General features: G+C 49.7%; 17 protein-coding genes. 4 read left to right on the forward strand and 13 right to left on the reverse strand.

The window, feature by feature from the left end; translation table 11 throughout:
- Positions 1 to 67: 67 nt before the first annotated feature.
- Complete coding sequence (gene katG, locus AC5ZC7_RS15105) at positions 68 to 2,296, forward strand: catalase/peroxidase HPI (protein WP_511911578.1); 2,229 nt, start codon at positions 68 to 70, stop codon at positions 2,294 to 2,296.
- A 64-nt stretch (positions 2,297 to 2,360) separates the two neighbouring features.
- On the opposite strand, the gene AC5ZC7_RS15110 is transcribed toward katG, so the two are convergent.
- Complete coding sequence (locus AC5ZC7_RS15110) at positions 2,361 to 3,245, reverse strand: PhzF family phenazine biosynthesis isomerase (RefSeq protein WP_496158093.1); 885 nt, start codon at positions 3,243 to 3,245, stop codon at positions 2,361 to 2,363.
- 109 nt (positions 3,246 to 3,354) lie between these two features.
- Here AC5ZC7_RS15110 and AC5ZC7_RS15115 point away from each other — a divergent pair, with 109 nt between their 5' ends.
- Positions 3,355 to 3,708, forward strand: a complete 354-nt coding sequence (locus tag AC5ZC7_RS15115; protein ID WP_496158092.1) for a winged helix-turn-helix transcriptional regulator — start codon at positions 3,355 to 3,357, stop codon at positions 3,706 to 3,708.
- 4 nt (positions 3,709 to 3,712) lie between these two features.
- On the opposite strand, the gene AC5ZC7_RS15120 is transcribed toward AC5ZC7_RS15115, so the two are convergent.
- From AC5ZC7_RS15120 to AC5ZC7_RS15130, 3 genes are read right to left on the reverse strand one after another with little or no spacing between them, the layout of a single operon-like run.
- Complete coding sequence (locus AC5ZC7_RS15120) at positions 3,713 to 4,189, reverse strand: SRPBCC domain-containing protein (protein WP_496158091.1); 477 nt, start codon at positions 4,187 to 4,189, stop codon at positions 3,713 to 3,715.
- Between the two features lie 25 nt (positions 4,190 to 4,214).
- The gene (locus AC5ZC7_RS15125; RefSeq protein WP_496158090.1) at positions 4,215 to 4,640 is read right to left on the reverse strand and encodes a VOC family protein; all 426 of its coding nucleotides are present in this window, start codon (positions 4,638 to 4,640) and stop codon (positions 4,215 to 4,217) included.
- A gap of 27 nt (positions 4,641 to 4,667) precedes the next feature.
- Positions 4,668 to 5,006 (reverse strand): metalloregulator ArsR/SmtB family transcription factor, encoded by a 339-nt coding sequence (locus AC5ZC7_RS15130; RefSeq protein WP_496158088.1) that lies wholly within the window; start codon positions 5,004 to 5,006, stop codon positions 4,668 to 4,670.
- Between the two features lie 141 nt (positions 5,007 to 5,147).
- Here AC5ZC7_RS15130 and AC5ZC7_RS15135 point away from each other — a divergent pair, with 141 nt between their 5' ends.
- Entirely contained in the window at positions 5,148 to 5,807 is a 660-nt protein-coding gene (locus AC5ZC7_RS15135) for a hypothetical protein (RefSeq protein ID WP_496158087.1), read from the forward strand.
- Between the two features lie 24 nt (positions 5,808 to 5,831).
- Here the strand turns inward: AC5ZC7_RS15135 and AC5ZC7_RS15140 are convergent, their stop codons facing one another.
- The 7 genes from AC5ZC7_RS15140 to AC5ZC7_RS15170 form a co-directional block, all read right to left on the reverse strand.
- Positions 5,832 to 6,764 carry an alpha/beta hydrolase fold domain-containing protein gene (locus AC5ZC7_RS15140; RefSeq protein WP_496158086.1) on the reverse strand — a complete coding sequence of 311 codons (933 nt, stop codon included), beginning with the start codon at positions 6,762 to 6,764 and terminating at the stop codon, positions 5,832 to 5,834.
- A gap of 12 nt (positions 6,765 to 6,776) precedes the next feature.
- On the reverse strand, positions 6,777 to 9,143 hold the full coding sequence (locus tag AC5ZC7_RS15145) for an alpha-L-rhamnosidase-related protein (protein ID WP_496158085.1): 2,367 nt from the start codon (positions 9,141 to 9,143) through the stop codon (positions 6,777 to 6,779).
- Between the two features lie 2 nt (positions 9,144 to 9,145).
- Positions 9,146 to 10,801, reverse strand: a complete 1,656-nt coding sequence (locus tag AC5ZC7_RS15150; RefSeq protein ID WP_496158084.1) for a RagB/SusD family nutrient uptake outer membrane protein — start codon at positions 10,799 to 10,801, stop codon at positions 9,146 to 9,148.
- A 10-nt stretch (positions 10,802 to 10,811) separates the two neighbouring features.
- On the reverse strand, positions 10,812 to 13,883 hold the full coding sequence (locus AC5ZC7_RS15155) for a SusC/RagA family TonB-linked outer membrane protein (RefSeq protein WP_496158083.1): 3,072 nt from the start codon (positions 13,881 to 13,883) through the stop codon (positions 10,812 to 10,814).
- Between the two features lie 50 nt (positions 13,884 to 13,933).
- Positions 13,934 to 14,794 (reverse strand): amidohydrolase family protein, encoded by an 861-nt coding sequence (locus AC5ZC7_RS15160; RefSeq protein ID WP_496158082.1) that lies wholly within the window; start codon positions 14,792 to 14,794, stop codon positions 13,934 to 13,936.
- Positions 14,775 to 16,520, reverse strand: coding sequence for a dihydroxy-acid dehydratase (gene ilvD, locus AC5ZC7_RS15165; protein WP_496158081.1), 1,746 nt, complete (start codon positions 16,518 to 16,520; stop codon positions 14,775 to 14,777). Before ilvD ends, AC5ZC7_RS15160 begins: the two co-directional genes overlap by 20 nt.
- Before the next feature lie 81 nt (positions 16,521 to 16,601).
- Entirely contained in the window at positions 16,602 to 17,678 is a 1,077-nt protein-coding gene (locus AC5ZC7_RS15170) for a Gfo/Idh/MocA family oxidoreductase (RefSeq protein ID WP_496158080.1), read from the reverse strand.
- 135 nt (positions 17,679 to 17,813) lie between these two features.
- Here AC5ZC7_RS15170 and AC5ZC7_RS15175 point away from each other — a divergent pair, with 135 nt between their 5' ends.
- A complete protein-coding gene (locus tag AC5ZC7_RS15175) occupies positions 17,814 to 18,692 on the forward strand; it encodes a helix-turn-helix domain-containing protein (protein ID WP_496158079.1) in 879 nt (292 codons plus the stop codon).
- Between the two features lie 3 nt (positions 18,693 to 18,695).
- On the opposite strand, the gene AC5ZC7_RS15180 is transcribed toward AC5ZC7_RS15175, so the two are convergent.
- Together AC5ZC7_RS15180 and AC5ZC7_RS15185 are read right to left on the reverse strand one after the other, a co-directional pair.
- Positions 18,696 to 20,264, reverse strand: a complete 1,569-nt coding sequence (locus AC5ZC7_RS15180) for an FAD-dependent monooxygenase (RefSeq protein WP_496158078.1) — start codon at positions 20,262 to 20,264, stop codon at positions 18,696 to 18,698.
- 40 nt (positions 20,265 to 20,304) lie between these two features.
- A complete protein-coding gene (locus AC5ZC7_RS15185; protein ID WP_511911580.1) occupies positions 20,305 to 21,123 on the reverse strand; it encodes an AraC family transcriptional regulator in 819 nt (272 codons plus the stop codon).
- Positions 21,124 to 21,184 lie beyond the last annotated feature (61 nt).

A 21,184-nucleotide genomic window follows, 5' to 3' on the forward strand; every position in this document is an offset into this window, starting at 1 on the left:
CCCTAAACTCATAACAATGGGACAAGAATCTAACGACATCAGTAAATGCCCGTTTCATAATGGTAGTATGAAACATAATGTTGGCGGCGGCGGCACCAGGAATCGTGATTGGTGGCCCAACCAATTAAAGGTGAGCATCCTGCGCCAGCATGCTGCCGAATCCAGCCCGATGAGTGCAGACTTTAACTATGCAGAAGCGTTTAAAAGCCTGGACCTGGAGGCGGTGAAAAAAGATTTGCATGCCCTTATGACGGATTCACAGGACTGGTGGCCGGCGGATTTCGGGCATTATGGTCCGTTGTTTATCCGTATGGCCTGGCATAGTGCAGGTACCTATCGTGTGGGCGATGGTCGTGGTGGTGCTGGCTCCGGACAGCAACGTTTTGCGCCACTGAACAGCTGGCCTGATAACGTGAGCCTGGACAAAGCCCGCAGATTGCTTTGGCCCATTAAACAAAAATATGGCAATAAAATTTCCTGGGCAGACTTGTTGATTCTTACCGGCAATATCGCCCTGGAATCCATGGGCTTTAAAACCTTTGGGTTTGCCGGCGGACGGGAAGATGTATGGGAACCAGATGAAGATGTATACTGGGGTTCAGAAACCACCTGGCTGGGAGGCGACATACGTTATGCGCACGGCTCATCTGGTGTAGAAGAAAACCATGGCGTATTAACAACAGATGAGAAAGCGGATGGCGATATACATGGCCGCAACCTGGAAAATCCACTGGCGGCCGTACAAATGGGGCTGATTTATGTGAATCCGGAAGGACCCGACGGTAATCCTGACCCTATTGCTGCAGCAAAAGATATCCGTGATACTTTTGGCCGCATGGCCATGAACGACGAAGAAACGGTGGCATTGATTGCCGGCGGTCACAGCTTCGGCAAAACACATGGCGCGGCACCTGCTACCCATGTAGGCAAAGAACCGGAAGGCGCCGACTTGGAATTGCAGGGATTAGGCTGGGCCAACAGCTACGGTTCCGGTAAAGGTGCTGATACCATTACCAGCGGACTGGAAGTTACCTGGACCAAAACACCTACCAAATGGAGCAATAACTTCTTCGAAAACCTCTTTGGCTTCGAGTGGGAATTGTCTAAAAGCCCGGCAGGCGCACACCAATGGCACGCTAAAAATGCGGACGCCATTATACCGGATGCCTTCGACAGCAGCAAGAAGCATGTGCCTACTATGCTGACTACCGACCTCTCTCTGAGATTTGATCCTGTTTACGAAAAAATATCAAGGCGCTTCCTGGAACATCCTGAAGAACTGGCCGATGCATTTTCCCGTGCATGGTTTAAATTAACGCATCGTGATATGGGTCCACGCGCCCGCTACCTGGGACCAGACGTACCTTCAGAAGTATTAATATGGCAGGACCCCATTCCGGCAGTAAATCATCCGCTGGTAGATGCCAATGATATCGCTACCCTCAAAACGCAGGTACTGGCATCCGGCTTAAGCGTATCAGAACTGGTGTCCGCTGCATGGGCGTCAGCATCTACTTTCCGTGGCTCCGACAAACGTGGTGGCGCCAATGGCGCACGCGTTCGCCTGGCACCCCAGAAATACTGGCAGGTAAATAATCCTACCCAACTGCAAAAAGTATTGGATAAACTAACGGCCATACAACAGGCGTTTAACGGTGCTGCCGCAGGTGGCAAGAAAATATCACTGGCTGATCTGATTGTGCTGGCAGGCGTAGCAGCCGTAGAAAAAGCAGCGAAAGATGGCGGCCACGCTGTTAGCGTGCCTTTCACACCAGGTCGCATGGATGCTTCCCAGGAAGAAACCGATGTTGAATCTGTTGGTCACCTGGAACCTGTTGCCGATGGATTCCGGAACTACCGCAAAACAAAATTTGCTGCATCCACCGAGGCGTTGCTGATTGACAAAGCACAGCAACTCACACTAACTGCACCTGAACTAACGGTACTGATTGGTGGTATGCGGGTATTGAATACTAATTTTGATGGCTCCGCACACGGCGTTTTCACTTCCCGCCCCGGTCAGCTTACCAATGATTTCTTTGTGAACCTGCTCGATATGAATACCGCCTGGAAAGCCGTATCGGCCGATAAAGAATTGTATGAAGGCAGCGATCGTAGCAGCGGCGCAAAAAAATGGACCGGCACCCGTGCCGATCTGTTGTTTGGCTCCAACTCAGAATTGAGGGCTGTTGCAGAAGTTTACGGCAGCGCTGATGCCGGAGAAAAGTTTGCGAAAGACTTTGCCGCCGCATGGAATAAGGTGATGAACCTCGACAGATTTGATATTGCCCGATAATAAGATAACGAAATGTAAAAGAGCCCCCTGAAACGGAGGCTCTTTTTTTTGCTTAGCAACATTACTACAAATTAAGCTTTCCTTCCATGACTACTACAGATGAACCACTCACCCATATCCCATCTTCTTCCACTGCCACAACGATAGTGGATGGTTGTTCCACAAACCTGCCCTGCAGGAAACGATAATCTTTATGCTTCTCTATATAACCCAGCTGCTCCAGGTAACCCGCCAATGGCCCTGCTGCCGTACCTGTGGCAGGGTCTTCATCTATCCCGATGCCAGGGTTGAAAAACCGCGATTCCACCGTAATACCATCGGCGACCTCATTGGTGGTAAAGAGATAATATCCTTCAAAACCATATTGTTCTGATATGCGCTTTAACAAGCGTTTATTCACGACAGCACTTTCCAGCGCGGTGATATTGCTAACCGGTACCATAAGGTGGGCAACTTCTGTTTTAACCATCTGTACCTGCCATTCATTTAATACCAAATCAGTTGTCTTTAATCCAATAGCCGCTGCAATGATATCTACCGGTATTGTCCCCAGCAAAGTAGCTGGCTTTTGTTTCATACCAACATAGGGCAACCCATTCTGAGCCGTGATTTTTAATGCTACCGGTATGTCTTTTACCTTTACCCACGGCGAATTTCCCTGATGACTAAAAACGTCCCATTGCTTTATCAGTGCCAGGCATACTGCTCCCAGCAAATTGTGTCCGGCACCCGCTACTTCAAATTTAGCGGGTGTGAAAGACCGTACCTTGAACACTTTTTCTTCGGCTGAATAATGTACAAAAGAGGTTTCCGAATAACCAAACTCCCGGGATATATCATAATATTGCTCCATTTCCAATTCGTGTTCAATACGAACTACCGAAAGCTGGTTTCCTTTATACGCCTGGTCCGTAAATACATCTAATACGTAATAATCTAGCTGTTTCATTTTTTAAGTGTCTGTTAGATGATCAAAATTAGATAGCAATAGTTTATTTTCGCCATGAGTTAACCCGTGGTAACTGGTTACCTCGGGTTAACTATCATACACTTGAAATATGCAACAGCCTGATAAACAAAATGCTACTTGTGAACAAGAGCTGGCGGCCATCCGCGATAGCCTGGATGTACTGGGAGGCAAATGGAAGCTGAGAATAATGCGTCATCTCAACAACCATGTGGAGGAAGTCAACACGTTCAAAAAAATTCAACGGGAAATAGAAGGCATCTCTGCCAAAATGCTGACGAAAGAATTGCAGGACCTTGAACTTAACCTGCTTATCACCCGAACCGTCAGAGATACAAAACCTGTTAGTGTGAGCTATGCCATTACCCCATACGGACTTAGCGTATTCTCTGTAAACGACAGCCTGGTAGCATGGGGATTAAATCACCGGGAGAAAATCAGGTAACCATTTATTCAAAAATAGCTGCCACCTTCTGCATACTCTGCTCCAGTCCTAATTGTGCAAAATGGCTCATGCTGCCAAATTCCGCATATTCTGTGACGGTCATCTCCGTACTATCTGCTCCCAACGCCTTAAAAACAACCACCGTTTTAATATCTGCCGGGAAATCGGCCGGCATGCCTACTTTGGTGGGATCTGTTTTATTACCGTTTTTATCCGCCAGATTTTGAATAAACTCTATCTTTTCAAAAGGAATTATTTTTACATACTCCCAGATAGAATACCATTCTTTTTCTCCCATTTCTTTCGGGGCTCTCATACTAACCAATGATTTACCGCCTTCCCGAAAATCTATGTTTGCTATGGGGGATATAAAATCTTTGGGTCCCCACCAACGCTTTACCAGTTCAGGATCTGTCCATACCTGCCAAACCATTTCAACAGGTGCATGGAATATCCTGGTCACTTCAATCTGCTTCGCCATATAGAACAATTAGGTGATGAGCGAATTAAGCACTTTGCAATGCTTCGATATCAAATTTATTCATTTTCATAAAGGCCTGCGCTACCCGTTGTCCCCGCTGCGGATCAGACAGCAGTGATCCCAGCACCTGTGGCACCACCTGCCAGGATAATCCGAACTTATCTTTACACCAGCCGCAGTTGCCTTCTTTGCCACCATCAGCAATGAGTTTGTACCAATAATGATCTATCTCTGCCTGATCTTTACAGGTAATTACAAAAGAAACGGCTTCATTAAAATGAAAGGCATCTCCCCCATTTAAGCCCATAAAAAACTGTCCGTTCAATTCAAAGTTAACGACCATTCCCGTGTCAACTACGACTTTGGAATTAGGAAAAATGGTACAGTAAAAATCTGCTGCTGCCCTGGCCTGACCATCAAACCATAAACAGGGATACAATTGCTTTTCCATGAAATTTGGTTTTAAATTGTTAGTGAACTATTTTTTTGATGTTGTCTTCTTTGCTTTCATTTCACCCAGCAATTCCTCCATCGCGTTTAACCTGTTATCCCATAGCTTTTGATACGGCGCTATCCAGTCTGCTATTTCTTTCATCTTCCGGGGATTGAGCTGGTAATGAATTTCCCGCCCTGTTTGTTGCTGATGCAGCAATTCACATTCCGTCAGGATCTGGATATGCTTCGATATCGTTTGCCTGGACGAGTTAAAATTTTCGGCAATTGCCCCGGGCGTCATTGCCTGTAATGCCACCAACGCCAGTATAGCCCTACGCGTAGGGTCGGCGATGGCCTGAAAAACATCTCTACGGATTTCCATTATATGCAGCCATTTGACTGCAATATAATGCAGTCATTTGACTGCGCAAAATTATTTTTTAGGGAGATGGGAGAATGCAGGGAATCTGTTGATAACATCATTCAAAAAAATAGTATGTTTAGTACCGCCTAAATACTATCTATGAATATAGTGAAGCTCAAGCCCGATGATCAGGACAGAAACAGCGAAGCATGGAAAATGCTTTGTGAATATGTGGATATATGCGCCCGGGAGCATCGCATAGAATTCGCTCCACGGGAGTATCTGGGGGAAGAATGTTTTCAACGGATCTATACACTCCCGACAACAATCGGGACTATGACAAGCGTAAAAAAAATGCGGCTATATGGTAGCAAACTCAAAAGAATACCGCCGGAAATCGGTCTGGTGACGACACTGGAACACCTTGATCCGTACACTTCCCGCGATCTGCACTGGTTTCCTTACGAGATCACCCGCTGTAAACATCTTACCAAGACCAGAGTTAGTATCCGGAAATTATACGGCAATTTTGGAAATAAAAAACCGTTCCCGGATCTAAATAATTTTCCAGTCCGATATGAAGGGGATCATATTAAGTGCAGTATATGTGATAAAACAGTGCACTACCAGCAGATTAACCAGGTTTGGATAACGTTACCCGTAGGCAGTGATTATGTTCCACTATTGGCCAACCTTTGTTCAGATGAATGCGCACAACAACTGCCAACACCGCCACCGGGCTATATCCAACATCCGCATAAAGGTGGTAATAACCTGGTTTTTCCAAAGTTTGGTCCCCTTTATTATATGGGAAAATAAAGCGCAAAAATCAAGACCACGAAACTACTTACCAGCGGATGGTGAGTTAATACCTAACCATCCTCCTTCCTGCATCCAGTAAGCGCAACGCCCAAACCATTCTTCAAACGGAGGCTTACCCAGAAAACCATGTTCGCCTTTTTCATACAGATGAATCGCGGCCGCTACTTTATTGCGTTGCAGTGCTTCATAGAATAATAAGCTGTTGCGCACCGGCACTACGGTATCATCGCCGGCATGTACCAGCCAGGTTGGTGGCGTATTGGGCGTCACTTGCAGCTCATTGGAGAACCATTTTATTTGCGTGTTGGTGGGGGCAGCTCCCAGGAGGTTGTTGCGGCAACCGATATGCCCAACACTGTCAGTGCAGCTGATTACGGGGTATACCAGTAACAGGAAATCCGGGCGCAGGCTGATGCCTTCGGGATTATTAATGAATGCCTGATCAAAGTGGGTGCCGGCGGTAGCGGCCAGATGGCCACCGGCAGAGAAGCCCATTAACCCTATGCGGTGTGGGTCTATCTGCCATTTTGCAGCCAGTTGCCGCACCGTTAGTATGGCTTGTTGCGCATCCTGTAGAGGCCCTACAGATGGTTCCCGCATGGTGTGGCTACTGGGCAAACGATACTTTAATACAAAAGCCGTTACGCCCATTTGCGTGAATGCTTTAGCTACTTTCTCTCCTTCCATTTTTATGCATAACACATGATAACCGCCACCCGGGCAAATAATCACCGCAGCGCCGTTGGCCTTGCCGGCAGGTGGCCGGTAAATGGTCAGCGTAGGCCTGGATACGTGGTCCACTAACGTGTCCACCATGGCATCCGCCCGCCGATGCTCTTCATCCGGTACACCGGTAGCGTTAGGAATGCTATCAGGGTATAGCGGCCACTGTTGCTGTGTATAGCCCGTCATTGCTTTTAGGCAGAGGAGTAATAATAGCCATTTCTTTTTCATAGTTATTTTTTTCTAAAGATGGATCGGCTGGCTTCCTGCGTGTAATAAAATCTCTTTGCCCTGCCAGGTGAACCTGCCGGTAATACCTGGTGGCAGTATGATGGCGCCTGTAATCCCTTTCTCTTTATTTCGTGTAAGCGATACCGTGATATCCCCTGCAGGATGGGGCAACACGCCTTTTACCTGTTGCAACGCGCCCATGGCCGGCGCTATCAGTACCTTTTTAAAACCGGGTGCATCCGGTACAATACCGCATATGGTAGCCAGAAAATCGTAATTGGGACTGGCTGCCCAGGCATGACAATCGGAACGGGTAGGCTCCGGTTTCTCGGCGAAGGTAGTAAGCCCCAGTTGCAGCATATCACGCCAGGGGCCCAACTGATCGTAATATACGTCGGCCATATGCGCTTTCTTCAATGCCTGCACCAGGTAAAAACGATAATAAAAAGTAGCCTGGCTCAATGTTTTGTCGGTCAGCACTTTCTGCAATACTTGTGGTAGTTCTTTTGGTGACAGCGCGCCACTGAGTGCCGCCATAATATTAGCATGTTGGCTATAACTTTTCTTTGGCGGCGCATCGGCCATCACGCCTCTGCCGGCGTCGAAGCAAAGCGAATAAGTATGCGTGTTGAGCGACTTCGCCAGTTGCCGCCAGTGTGCTGCATTTTCAGTTTGACCGAAATAGGCGGCCAGCTCCGCGGCCTGTGCTAACGTATACGCATAGTGGAGGGTGCGGATAGCGCTGTTGTGTTCCGCGCCACCGCTGAAATTTTCCAGTCCGGGCACCCAATCTATAAAACTCCACCAGCTCAACGGCCCCAGCATACCGGTTTTGGGGTCTATGCCCTGCTCGTGCCAGTCGAGCACATCTTTCATGGCAGACAGGAATTGCTTCACGAACGCATCATCGGGCCTATGCATCCAGTAGTCGTGGATCATGGTGATCCAGAATAGTGAAAAAGTAGGAATCACTTGCAGGCGGTTGCTGGGATAACGCCCCTGTGGCTGCCCTTCTGGTGTCCGGGAATGATAAAAATCCAGCAGCGCTTTTTTAACAAGCCGGTCATCACCACTGGTGTACAGGGAGATCAGTGCCTGGATGCGGGTATCTCCTTCATATTGCAATTGCTCGTAGTAGGGACAATCAAAATAGGTTTCACCGGCACATAGCTGTGCGGTACGCCAACCTGTTTGCCAGATCTGCGAGAGGCTGCTATCATTGCAACTGAAAGAGGCTTTCAGTTGTAAAGGATATCCTGTATGCATACCGTAAATATCGGTGATCACCAATGGGTCGCTGGCAGTTGTGATATCCAGTTGCAGGTAGCGATAGGTACGGAACCACAGTGGCCGGAACTGGCGGTTGGCGCCGCCATCCGGATGAAAAATATCGAGGTTGCCTTTTATCTCTTTGCCGTCGATTTCATTGCGGTTACCTTTTTGCCCGTTTTTATCAAACAGGGCTTCTGCATAGGTCAGTTTTATGAGGGCATCCTTACCACCATTTACCTGTAGTTCCGGATAGGCAACGGTATTATAAGTTTGATCCAGCAGCAGGTGTACTTTACTATTCGCCGGAATGATCAGTGGATGCCGTCCATCCGGGAATCCCGCAGGTACCCCGGCGATATTACTACGTCTTACTACGGGTATGCGTTGCCGTGTTTCTTCAAACAAGGGAATGCTGCGTGGCGCCAGGGTCCAGAAGTTATCCGTGCCATAACCTACCGGTGTGGCGCCGGTAGGAATGGTGAGGGCGTTTGCCCATTGCGCATCGTCATAGCCGGGTTGTTCCCAGCCCCAGGGATATGCATTACCGCGTACTTCATCGCCGGGGCCTACTACGATGTAGGCTTGTAGCCGTTCGCTGTTATCGGTGGAACAGGGTGTGTAAGCGCTGTCGTGCAGCACTTTCCAGCCTTTGCCGGTATTAACAGCGGCTTCTTTTGCGGTATTGCCCTGTAACAGGAAGGCAGTACGATTAGAGATCTGCGCTACCGGCGCCAGCGTGCCCATATTCCACACCAGGGCGGCAATGGTGTTATTCCCGGGCCGCAGGTAAGGCGCAATATCCACCGTTTCATAGTACCAGTTGTAAAGGTCGCCCCTGGCAGGGCCACTGCTTACCGGCGTACCATTTACAAACAAACGGTAACGGTTATCCGCAGTTACATGCACCACAAAGTGGTCCGGCTTTTCCGGGAGCGACCATGTTTTCCTGAAATGGTATACCCCGTATTCCCGGGCATGGGCGCCGGGACAGGCAATCCAGGCCGCCGGCCAGATACCGGTTAAAAGTTGCTGATTAATGGCGGCCGACTGTGCCGGCAACTGTAACCGGGCCACCAGGGCCATTAACAGGGCGAGTATTGTTTTCATTTTTACCATCCGGTGTTCTGTTCAAGTTTTTTATTCTTGCTGATCTCATCAAAAGGAATAGGCATAAAATACATTTTTTCTGAGAATACTGCTGCCTGTGGATCTACCGGTTGGGTAGCATAGGAAAAAGTACCATCGGGTTGTTTAGTGATCACCATGCCTGTTCCCTTTTTCCCATTAAGGGTGTTCACGGCTGTTTTCCACCGGCGCAGATCCCAGTAGCGCTGGTTTTCGAAACAAAATTCGACGTAACGCTCGCTCATAATCAGGTCACGCATCGCGCTCTTACCGAGCGTACCGGGCACCAGGTTGTTTTGAATACCGGCACGTTTCCGGATAGCGTTTACTGCATCGTATACACTGACGTCCGGGGTGGGAAGCGCTTCGTTTTGCGCTTCTGCATAATTGAGCAATACTTCAGCATAACGGATTTCCAGCCAGGGTTGTACGCTGCCATAGCCCCAGGAATAGATGGTATTGGATTGGTCTGCCATCTTCAGGGTATAATAACCGGTGATGGTATTATATACCTGTGCAGAAGGTACGGAATCATAATCGCGTCCTCCTTTGTAAATGAGCAACGTAATTTCGGTCAGGGTGCCACCCAGCATTCCCTTTCTTTTCGCACCATTATAGCCTATATCCGCGTAAAAGCGATCGTCCCTGCCTGTGTACGGGTTTGCCGGATCATAGCCGCTGCCCGGGTCTGTAATGCGCTTTCCGTTTTTCATCGGGAACGCGTTGATCAGCTCCTGCAAGGGCGACACGTGGCCGGCGTCTCCGTTGGCAATCACGAGCGGTGACAACATAGCGTCCCAGCCATGGTATTTCTCCGGCATTTTATACTGTACTTCAAATATGGGTTCTTTGTTGTTGGCAGACATATCCTGCCACAGTTGTTTCATGTCCGGGTACAAGCCATATTGATGCAGATCGATCACGGCCTTTGCGGCATCAGCGGCTTGTTGCCACAAGGAGGCATCCTTTTTTTCATTGTATAGCGGACTTGCCTGGTACAACAGCGCTCTGGCTTTCAGGGCCAGGGCGGCGCCTTTACCGGCCTTCCCTCCCGGCGCATTATCCGGCAGGTCTGTTGCGGCCGCGTCTAACTCCGTGGTGATAAAAGCGAAACATTCGGTGAGGCTGTTCCTGCCTACCTGCAGATCGTCTGTCAGGCTTTGTGGTTTCGTGATCAGTGGTACGCCCCCGTATCTTTTCACGAGGTTGAAATACTGGAAAGCTCTTAGGAAGCGGGCTTCTGCTTTCAGTCGCCGTTTGGTGGCTTCATCGATGGTAGCCCCGTCTATCTTCGACAAAAACTCGTTGGCTTTCCGGATGCTGGCGTACAGGTTGGCCCATACGTCCATCGGGTTGCTGGTGGCGTCCCAGTCGCCCCGTAATACCTGCCACGCTGCTTCGCTGGGATAGTTTGTTCTTGCTTCATCGGTTGCATCTGTAGTAGCAATATACAAATTGCGGCTCCAGCCCAGCAAATCGTTGTAAATACCATTGACAATCAGTTCTGTTAACCCCGCATCATGCAACGCCTCTTCCGGTGTGATGGCGTCGGGGTTACGGGGATCCAGGAAGTTCTTGCCACAAGCCATGCAGGCCAGTAAGCTGAAAATATATAAATAATGCAGGTGATAACGTTTCATGGCACTCAGTTTAAAAAGTAAGATCAATACCGGCGTTAAAATTCTTTTGCTGTGGATAGTAGCCACCAGCGCCCCGGGTAACGGCTTCCGGATCAAATTCTTTCAGCTGGCTCCAGGTAAACAGGTTAAAAGCAGATACGTATAGTCTTAAACGTTGTATTCCTTTTTGTTTCAGCAAACTGTGAGCGAAGTTGTAACCCAGGTCGATAGATTTCAACCGGGCGTACCCCGCTTTACGCAGCCATATTTCCGAATCGCGGTTGTTCATAGAGCGGCCGCCAATCCAGGCCAGCGGGAACTTCGCATTGGGATTGTCCGGCGTCCAGCTGTCGGCCAGGTAGGCGAAACTATTTCCTTCACTGTTCGTAAACATGGTTCTGGCATCGCCCAGCAGCATGAAGGTGCGCTGCGCGGCGCCCTGTATGAGCAGGTGCAGGTCGAATCCTTTGTAGCCGGCACCCACCGCGAGACCATACATAATGCGTGGGGTGTTGCTGTAGGGAGAAAGTACTTCCTGGTCTTTGGCATCTATTTTACCATCCTTATTCAAATCCGCGTACTGGATATCGCCGGCCAGTGTATGCTGCCCAAACTGCGTACCCCCGTACCAGTTATCCGCGCCTTTCTGGCTTTTAAAAATGCCGAGGGCATGATAGCCGGCTACAAAGCCCAATGGCCGGTTAAGTTGCTTCTGGAAATCCAGCGCATTGGCGGGATCATCGATTTGCGTGACTTTATTGGTGGCAAAGCTGCCGGATAGCCGGATATCGTAGTTCACCGGGCCGATGCTGTGATGGTGGTAAAGGCTCAGTTCCCAGCCATGGCTTTTCATCTGCGCATAATTTTCTGCCGGCAGGCTGCGCCCGAAGGTGGCGGGCACTGAGCGCACCCTGCTCCAGAGGATATCTTTTGTTACCCGCGAAAAGTAATCAAACTCAATACCCAGCAGCCCTTTCCATAACTCCGCATCCAAACCGATGTTATTGTTGTCTTGTTTTTCCCAGGTGATACCGGTGTTGGGATATACGCCATAGTTGAGCGAAGACACGGCCTTTCCATCCATGATGGGACCGCTGCTGGAATTGATGTTGTAAATATCCTGGAACTGGAAAGCACTGACCCGGTCGTTACCAATAACGCCTTTGGATATACGTAGTTTGAGGCTATTCACGAAATTAAGCGCATGGGTATTTTTGAAGAAAGATTCTTCAGAGATCCTCCAGCCGGCAGATACCCCCGGGAAAAAGCCGAAACGGTGATTAGCCGGGAAGCGATAAGAACCATCATAGCGGAAAGAGCCTTCCAGCAGGTATTTATCGTGATACGCATAATTGACGCGGCCTACCAGGCTTCTGCGGGCATCCTGTAAAATACCGGTACCGGTAATGCTTTGGTTGGCCGGACCGCTGTAATACAGTTCATCCCGCAGGGTGTTGGGGAAATCTGCTTTGGTGGCCTGCAACTGATCGCCCTGGATGCCATACTGCTCATATAACAGTAACGCACCTACGGCATGCCGGTTAAATGTACGCGCATAATTTAAGGCGAGATTATAGTTGGTGGTGGTTATCGGTGTATACGTTTCCGTTAGTGCAGGCGGTTGGCCTACCGCTTTGGTACCGGTGATATTTCCCTGGTCATCTTCGTTATACAACAGGTAGGGAATGGAAAAATATTTATCGAACAGGTGATCTTTAATGATGGCGGCCATCCCTTTCAACGACAACCCTTTCGTGATAAACGGTAGTTGTTGTTCAAAAGAGAAGGTACCGGCGTATTGGTTATCGGTGGTATGCCGGTAGCCGGAGCCGTCTACAATCTGCACCGGATGGGGGCCATTGGCATTGTAAGGCCGGCCATGCGGCGTATACGCAGGCACATCTGGCCGGGTACGCAATGCTTCTGCGAAAATGAAAAATTCATCGTAGCCGGGAGTAGATGTCATGCCCTGCTCGCCGGAAAGGTTAATGGATACCGTTAGTGTTTTCGTGATATCGGCATCCATATTTGCCCGGAAGTTGTAGCGCTGGTAGTTGATATGTTTGTACATCCCTTCCTGGTCAGTATATCCCAATGAAGCGAAATAACGTACGGCGCCGGCGCCACCATTTACGGACAGGTGATGTTTCGTTTGGGGGCTGTTTTGGCGGAATGTTTCCTTATACCAGTTGGTACCTTTTTTACCTGATTTAAAATCCGCCAGCTCAGCATCTGTGAACACGGGGGCACTGCCCTGGTTCTTCAATGCCTGGTTGCGGAAAAGCGCATAGTCATAGGGACTCATGATCTGTGGATAGCCGGTAGGTTGCTGGATGCCGGCCATGCCGGAATAACTGATGGTGGGTTTGCCGGTTTGACCGCGCTTAGTGGTAATGAGGAATACGCCATTGGCGGCACGGGCGCCATATACGGCGGCAGCGGCCGCATCTTTCAATACAGAAAAGCTGGCTACATCTGCCGGATCAATATCATCCATGGTATTGCGCACCACGCCATCTACTACGACGAGTGGTGTGTTGTCGTTCAGGGTGCTGAGTCCGCGGATTTGCAGCACCGATCCGCTACCGGGTTTCCCGCTGGGATTGGTGGCAATTACGCCGGGCAAACGGCCTGCGATGCTGTTGGTCAGGTTAGCCACTGGTTGTTTTTCCAGTTCTTTGCCATTAATGGTGGCCACTGCGCCGGTCAGGTTCACTCTTTTTTGTGTACCATATCCTACTACTACCACTTCTCCCAACGCAGTGGATACCTCCGCTAAAGAAACATTGATCACGGTTCTTCCGCTACATCGTATTGCCTGTGTGGTATAGCCGATGGCGGAAAAGAGGAGCATACTTTCGCTGCCCGGAACTTTTAATACATACTGCCCTTCAGCATTCGTCTGAACACCGGTAGTGGTGCCTTTTACGGCTACCGTAACACCGGGCAGCGGGTTATTTTTTTCATCACGAACTTTACCGGACACAGTACCGGTTTGTGCCGCCAATGGGATCGTCAGCAGCTGAAGTATACCCATCAACAATAGTAAATAAAATTTTGGCGCATGCGGATGCAAAGTCCGCCTGGTGTGGATCCTGGTCATAACATAGTAATTAATACGGGTGGTTGTAAGGAATACTGGTGATGCCGTACTCAGAGCCGGTAAATGCTTACTGCATTTTCATAAAATAAGCCAGTCAGTTCTTTTCGTGTACCCTTGCTGGTTAGCACTGTCAGCAGTGCCTCCAGCCATTGGTGATAAGTGCCGGCCAGCGTTACTACGGGCCAGTCGCTGCCAAACAGCAGCCGGTCATATCCGAAGCAGTGGATGGCGTGGTTGATATATGGTGCTAATATTTCCGGTGTCCAGTGAGCGGAATCTGCTTCCGTGATCAGGCCGGATAATTTGGCGTATACGTTTGGAAAAGCGGCCAGTTGATCGATGTTCTTTTTGAATGCATCCATCCCATTGCCTTTGATATCCGGCTTTCCAAGGTGATCTAATATAAAAGTGGTATCCGGACAGGCAGCAATCATTTTTGCCGTAGCCGGCAATGAAGCGGGTTTGGCGCTGATATCGAGCACCCAGCCATATTCCGGCAGCAACTGCACGGCGTCGAGGTAAGGCGTGCTACAGCACAAGGAAGGATGCTCATCATACATCCTCCGGATGCCTTTCACCAAAGGGTTGGCTGCCAGCAGCCGGAAAGCGTCGCGCACAGGCACTCCCTGTTCCAGTGGCGCGTAGGCCACTATGCCCCGGATCCGCTTATCGACCTGCGCCTGCTGCATTACAAAAGCTATTTCCTGCAGGTACTGATCCGGGCTACAGGCAGCCTGTACAAATACAACGCCCGTTATATTCACGCCGGCAGTAGCCTGCTGGTAATCCTCCATCCCGTAACGCCGGTGGATATACGGGAATTCCTGCAACCATGGATACTCCAGCTGTTGCGGATCCCACAGATGTACATGTGCATCTATTACCGGTAAATCAGTCAACACGTGGTGCATGTGTAGATTGTTTGGCGTGACAGGCTTCCAGTGTACGCAGCCATGGTCCTTCATCGGTGACACAACCTTCTGTGGCAGAAGATACGGTTAAACTATATTTATACAATATCCCTTTGCGGTACTTCAGTGCCGGCGGCTGCCAGGCAGACCGGCGCTGTGAGATCTCCTCATCGCTCAACTGTACATTGATTTCATTGCGGATAGCATCAATGGAAATGATGTCGCCATCCTGCAACAGCGCAATCAATCCACCATCACAGGCTTCCGGTGTAATATGCCCGATCACGAATCCGTGCGTGCCACCGGAAAAGCGACCATCCGTGATCACTGCAACGGTTTTACTCAACCCCGCTCCTACCAATGCCGCGGTTACTTTCAGCATCTCCGGCATGCCCGGTCCTCCCCTGGGTCCTTCGTAACGGATTACCACCACTGCTCCGGCGGAAACCTCTTGTTGTTCTATGGCAGCGATAGCGGCAAATTCACCGTCAAAAACTTTGGCAGGTCCTGCAAAAGTTTCGCCTTCCTTACCGGTAATTTTGGCAACAGCGCCTTGCGGGGCCAGGTTGCCGTAGAGTATCTGTAAATGGCCATTCCGTTTCAACGGCTGACTTACCGGGTAAAGTATACCTTGCGTATGGCCCAGCGGTGCTATGTCCTGTAGATTTTCGGCCAACGTGGCGCCGGTTACAGTAAGACAATCGCCGTTGAGTAATCCTTCTTCCAATAACGTTTTCATAATCGCCGGAATCCCTCCTGCCTGGTGTACATCTTCCATCAAATATTTGCCACTGGGCTTCAAATCCGCCAGCAACGGCGTTTGATCACTGATCCGCTGAAAATCTGATAGTCCCAGTTCTATTTCTGCCGCACGCGCAATGGCAATTAAATGTAACACCGCATTGGTAGATCCTCCCAATACCATTACCAACCGGATTGCATTTTCAAAAGAGGCTTTCGTTAAAATATCTCCCGGCTTAATATTCCGCTCCAGCAAGCGATACAGCGCTGCGCCCACTGCCAGGCATTCTTTCTTTTTCTCTGCACTAAGGGCCGGATTGGAAGAACTATAAGGTAAACAAAGTCCCATAGCTTCAATGGCGGCCGACATGGTATTAGCTGTATACATGCCACCGCAGGCGCCTGCGCCCGGACAGGCATTCTGAACAATCCCCTCAAAATCAGCGGGCGATAACTTACCTGCCAGCTTTTCGCCATAGGCCTCCAAAGTGGAAAGCACATTTATTTTCCTGTCTTTATACATACCAGACCCGATGGTACCGCCATACACCAGTATAGACGGGCGGTTCAGGCGACACATGGCCATTACGGCACCAGGCATATTTTTATCGCATCCCATCACCGTCACCAGTCCATCATACCACTGTGCACTTACCACGGTTTCAATAGAATCGGCAATAATGTCCCTGGAAGGCAGGGAAAAGCGCATGCCGGCGGTCCCCATGGTCAGCGCATCACTGACACCGATGGTATTAAAGATCAGGCCTACCAAACCTGCTTCCGTGATGCCCTGTTTTACCAGGCCTGCCAGCGCATTCAGGTGCAGGTTACAGGGATTGCCTTCAAATCCGGCGCTGGCAATGCCTACCTGGGCCTTCTCCAGGTCATCTGCAGTAAGTCCTGCCCCATGCAGCATAGCACGGGAAGAAGGTTGACTGACATTCTGTGTAAGCACACGACTATACCTGTTGATCTGGTGATTCATATGATCCCTGTTTTAAGTGAAGCAAAGGAATGCCAGCAGCTATGAAAACAGCTGTTATAATGACATCCATAAAGTATTTTATTACCCGACCAATGTCCCTCCTGCATCGCTGGAAGCATAGGCTGCTTCCACTACCTGCATGGTTTTGTAGGCACTGTCGATATGATTGATTAATACCGGTGCTGATCCTTCCGCATAACACATCAGGTTGGCCATAGACGCGCCGAAGGCGTCGGGCATCCAGGTACCTTCGAGTTGCACCGATTGCCATTCCGGTGGTTGATGTGCCTGCAGCAGTGCGTATTCAAAGGTATCCGGCACTCCGTGCGGATAATCTATATTCAGTCCCAGCGTAGTTCTGATGGCGCCTTTGGTGCCCTCCCATTTGATAAAAGAATCCTGGTATTTAAGTCCAAACTCATGACCGTGATTGGTGTTAATGAAAGCGCGGATGGCCTCATCATATTCCAGCATAATCACAGAGCGTGTGGAAGCCAGTTGCATCATTTTAGGATGCTTTAACGTTTTCGCATATACGCTTTTGGGTTCTCCGAAAAAGTAACGCAGGAGGTCCATGTAGTGTATACTGTGGTACAACATTTCCATGCGGGGAATACCGAATAGGAACTCCCACAAATGCCAGGGATGATAGATGTTCATCCGGATTTCCATATCGTGGAGTGTGCCTATCAGTCCGTTGTCGATCATGTTTTTCGCCGCCATTACGGCGGGTATAAAACGCATCTGGAAATTAACGGCGGCCGTAAATGCTTTTTCCCGGCAAATTTGCCGGATGCGATCCGCGCCTGCGATATCTTCTCCCATGGGTTTCTGCATGAGTACTACCGCATGGGGTGGTAATTGAACAAGAATCTCCGGCAATACAGCTGCGGGTACGGCAATATCAAAAATTACATTTTCCGGCGCTTGTGAAACCAGTTGCGCCACATCATGATATGCCTGTGGAATATGAAAAGTATCGGCCAGTTGTTGTGCTTTCTCTATCACGGGATCACAAATGGCCACCACCTGCCAGCCGGCTTTTTGATAGGCGGGCAAGTGCGCGCCTTCTACAATGCCTCCCGCCCCGATAATAGCGATGGGCCTGGGATGTATCGGTGATTGTGGTTGGTAGTGAATGGTGATCCCTTTTTCCATGATTCAAATTTCTTTCAAAATAAGCGATCAAACCAACACTTTAAAGGACATTACCTGCACTATTTTGATCATTTTAGTACTAAAGGGAAACAAATGGATTATATTAGTACCACCTGATCTAAAAACACCAACGTTATGAAAGCTATTCTGCAAAAAGTCCCTGTTTCCACGGATGCCTCCTTTGCGGTGCAGGTATTTTGCTCTCCCTATTTCGATACGCCCTGGCATTTTCACCCGGAGTATGAGCTGGTATTGGTGTTACAGGGAGAAGGCACCCGCTTTGTGGGCGACAGCATCGCAGATTTTGCCCCTGGCGACCTGGTGTTACTGGGTACCAATCTGCCGCACTGGTACAGGAATGGTGCAGCTTATTATGCCAATGATCCTGCCTTACAGGCAAAATCAATTGTGATTCAGTTTAGCCGGGAATTCCTGGGCAGTACTTTTTTCCATCTCCCGGAAACCGCTGCTATCCGGAAGTTATTGGATAAATCGGTGCAGGGTATCAGCATTCACGGGAACGCCCGTACGCAGCTGGCGGATATGATGCAGCAAATGGTGCACAGCAGCGGAATGGACCGGCTGTTGCATTTGTTATCTATGCTGCATATTGCCGCGGGGGCCGGCGACAGCCACGTACTGTCGAGTCGCGGCGCCAGCGGCATCAACGTAAAAGATGCCGAGCGCATGAACCGTATTTATGAATTTGTGATGCGGCATTTTACGGATCCGGTTTCTACCAACGAAGTATCGCAGGCCGTGAATATGAGCCCTTCTGCATTCTGTCGCTATTTCAAGAAACGGACCCGTAAGAATTTTACCTATTTCCTGAATGAATTGCGGATAGGTCATGCCTGCAAATTGTTACAGGAAGATGAACGGAGCATTACCGAGATCTGTTTTATGAGTGGCTATAACAATATCTCTTATTTTAACCGGCAGTTTAAGACGTTTAAGAAGAAGACCCCCCAGGCGTTTAAGCAGGAGTACATACCGGCACAGCGGTTTGGGTAAGCGCTAGCCATTCACCATCGCTGGCTTGGGAACAAACCAACGTGCCATCACTTGCTGCAACTCATCATTATCAGGTACGCCATCCGTTGCCCAGGCCACTATACCGTCTGGCCGGATCAGTACTGCACTGAGTCCTAAACGGTCTTTCGCAGGGCCGGCAATATACCTGATATGATCATCGTAGGTGGTAGCCAGTTTTTTCAGGGAGATGTTACCTTCAAAGTCGAGCAATATACCACAGCCATCGCGTAGGTATTCCCCGATGCGGCTACCATCTTCAAATTCGAAGTTGGGAACGCTGTAGCCGGCCAATGGATGCTGCACATCGGAAGGGTAATGTGTGGTAATGCCCCATATCCTGCCCGCCATATAAGTGGCGCCGTCGCGGGTATTCATGAGGTCACGCATGATGGCGTATATTGCGCGGGCATGTGGGTTGGGATGCATGATGGCTACCTGCGCCCTGGACCAATCCAACACCTTTGCTCCTACGGGGTATCGTTCCGTATAATAAGTATCCAATAGTCCTTCCGGTGCCTGGTCATGAATGGTGGCGGCAAGTTTCCAGCCCAGGTTCATGGCATCACCCAGGCCGAGGTTGAGACCCTGACCACCCAATGGTGCATGAATATGTGCCGCATCACCTGCTAACAGCACACGGCCGTTGCGATAGGTAGTGGCTTGCCGTGCCCGGTCGGTCCACGTAGTAGCGATATGCACCGCGGTAACGGTTACATCTGTGTTAGAAATACGGCGCAACAGGGCCTGTACATGTTCCCGCGTAATGGGTTGTCCGCTCTGGTGAAAGGCGCCGCCATCAAAGTCCTGCAGGACCAGGTAGCCTGGCTGGGACATGAGGTACATGCCCGTTTCCGTTACATTACGGCCTGGGCGCAGCTTTTCGGCGTCGGCAATATCCAGTTTCACAGAGTAGCCGGTGAATGCCGGCTCGGTGCCTGCAAATTCAAAGCCGCCCTTTTTACGCACCACACTCCGGCTACCATCGCAGCCTACCAACCATTTGCCGGTAAAGGACTCGTCGCCTGCCTGTACGGTAACGCCATCAGCCGTTTGTTGAAAATCTGTTACGCCCAGGCCTCTGCGAATGTCGACACCCAGTGCTAATGCACGGCGGGTTAATACCGTTTCCAGCTCCATCATTTCAGACAATAAATTGGTAGCGGTAGCAGACGCCGGCAAACGATATTTCCATTCAGACATATTCACCTGCCCAGCGTGAAACTGAATACCGGCAAAGTGCCCTCCCTGGCCGGAAGCGGGAGGCGCCTTGGTTGTAACGGATTGGCTATGGGGATGTTTAACTTGCTTGTGTATCTCCAGCTCATCCAGGAGTCCACGGCGGTATAATGCTTCAATCGTTGGTGCGGAAAGACCCCGCATACCAAAGGGCAGCTGCTTTAATGGAGAAACGGGATCTGCCGCTTTTTCCAGTACGAGTACGGAGCAGTTGGCCAGCGCCAGTTCTGTAGCCAGGAAAAGTCCTACGGGCCCTGCCCCGGAAATAATCACATCGGGATTAAATGAATTTTTATGGGTTTGTGTTACGTTCATATAGCATGATTGAAACACAAAATTCATGAATGCGGGAACACTAGGATTGTATAAACGCGACAAAATTATTGGCGACCACCTGCTTGCCCTTCTTTACATTCCGTGCAAACGCGGCAGGTGTAGTGCCGCTATAGCGTTTGAATTCCCGGCTCAGGTGAGATTGATCTGTATAGCCCAACTCCTCCGCCAGGCCGGCAATATTGGTATCAGGATAGCGCCATAACTGATTTCTTACCTGCTCAAAGCGCATCAGGCCCGACACATCCTTTACAGTATAACCAGATGATTGTTTGAAATTTCTTTCCAGGGTGCGCACCGTAGCATGGGCCGCAGCGGCCACCTCACGCACCGGTATATTTCCATTGGCTTTCCGCATGGCTACACCGGCTTTGGATAGCATGCTGCCGGCAGCCACATGGGAGCGTGCCTCAAGGAAATACTGCTTCACTACCGCTATGGCGGCCGGAATATTACCGGCATGTATATATTCGTTCAACGTGCTTTGGAGCCCCGCTACCGGGTGCTCAAATGTACGCACGCGCTCTTTGCCGGAAGGCAGTCCGAGTAAGTCGAATACCGTCCACGGAAAACACCTGACGGCAATAATTTCCAAACGACTGGCCGTATAAAAGAAAGCCGGCTGGTTGAGCAGGCCTACAATAAATGGGGATGGCAATGGCTGCATATCACCATTGGAGGCAACGCTATACAAATCGCCGAAATGAAAAATTATTTCGGCATAACCATCTGGCATGACTTCATAAGGCGATGGTTGTTCGCCTGCCTCTCTACAGTTATACCAAAAACATTTGATGGTATCCTGCAATTCTTCCGGAGATTCAAATTCCTCGTGCAACATGCTTAAAGGTAGGAAATTTCGGCTTTCGGCAGGTCCTGCCGACGATACCCGGTTATTACCA

This window comes from Chitinophaga sp. 9-1-y, assembly GCF_059511905.2.

Bases quoted from the DNA above. Each gene is read 5' to 3' on its own strand.
- katG (WP_511911578.1), top strand. From the start codon at position 68: ATGAAACATAATGTTGGCGGCGGCGGCACCAGGAATCGTGATTGGTGG.
- AC5ZC7_RS15110 (WP_496158093.1), bottom strand. From the start codon at position 3,245: ATGAAACAGCTAGATTATTACGTATTAGATGTATTTACGGACCAGGCG.
- AC5ZC7_RS15115 (WP_496158092.1), top strand. From the start codon at position 3,355: ATGCAACAGCCTGATAAACAAAATGCTACTTGTGAACAAGAGCTGGCG.
- AC5ZC7_RS15120 (WP_496158091.1), bottom strand. From the start codon at position 4,189: ATGGCGAAGCAGATTGAAGTGACCAGGATATTCCATGCACCTGTTGAA.
- AC5ZC7_RS15125 (WP_496158090.1), bottom strand. From the start codon at position 4,640: ATGGAAAAGCAATTGTATCCCTGTTTATGGTTTGATGGTCAGGCCAGG.
- AC5ZC7_RS15130 (WP_496158088.1), bottom strand. From the start codon at position 5,006: ATGGAAATCCGTAGAGATGTTTTTCAGGCCATCGCCGACCCTACGCGT.
- AC5ZC7_RS15135 (WP_496158087.1), top strand. From the start codon at position 5,148: ATGAATATAGTGAAGCTCAAGCCCGATGATCAGGACAGAAACAGCGAA.
- AC5ZC7_RS15140 (WP_496158086.1), bottom strand. From the start codon at position 6,764: ATGAAAAAGAAATGGCTATTATTACTCCTCTGCCTAAAAGCAATGACG.
- AC5ZC7_RS15145 (WP_496158085.1), bottom strand. From the start codon at position 9,143: ATGAAAACAATACTCGCCCTGTTAATGGCCCTGGTGGCCCGGTTACAG.
- AC5ZC7_RS15150 (WP_496158084.1), bottom strand. From the start codon at position 10,801: ATGAAACGTTATCACCTGCATTATTTATATATTTTCAGCTTACTGGCC.
- AC5ZC7_RS15155 (WP_496158083.1), bottom strand. From the start codon at position 13,883: ATGACCAGGATCCACACCAGGCGGACTTTGCATCCGCATGCGCCAAAA.
- AC5ZC7_RS15160 (WP_496158082.1), bottom strand. From the start codon at position 14,794: ATGCACCACGTGTTGACTGATTTACCGGTAATAGATGCACATGTACAT.
- ilvD (WP_496158081.1), bottom strand. From the start codon at position 16,520: ATGAATCACCAGATCAACAGGTATAGTCGTGTGCTTACACAGAATGTC.
- AC5ZC7_RS15170 (WP_496158080.1), bottom strand. From the start codon at position 17,678: ATGGAAAAAGGGATCACCATTCACTACCAACCACAATCACCGATACAT.
- AC5ZC7_RS15175 (WP_496158079.1), top strand. From the start codon at position 17,814: ATGAAAGCTATTCTGCAAAAAGTCCCTGTTTCCACGGATGCCTCCTTT.
- AC5ZC7_RS15180 (WP_496158078.1), bottom strand. From the start codon at position 20,264: ATGAACGTAACACAAACCCATAAAAATTCATTTAATCCCGATGTGATT.
- AC5ZC7_RS15185 (WP_511911580.1), bottom strand. From the start codon at position 21,123: ATGTTGCACGAGGAATTTGAATCTCCGGAAGAATTGCAGGATACCATC.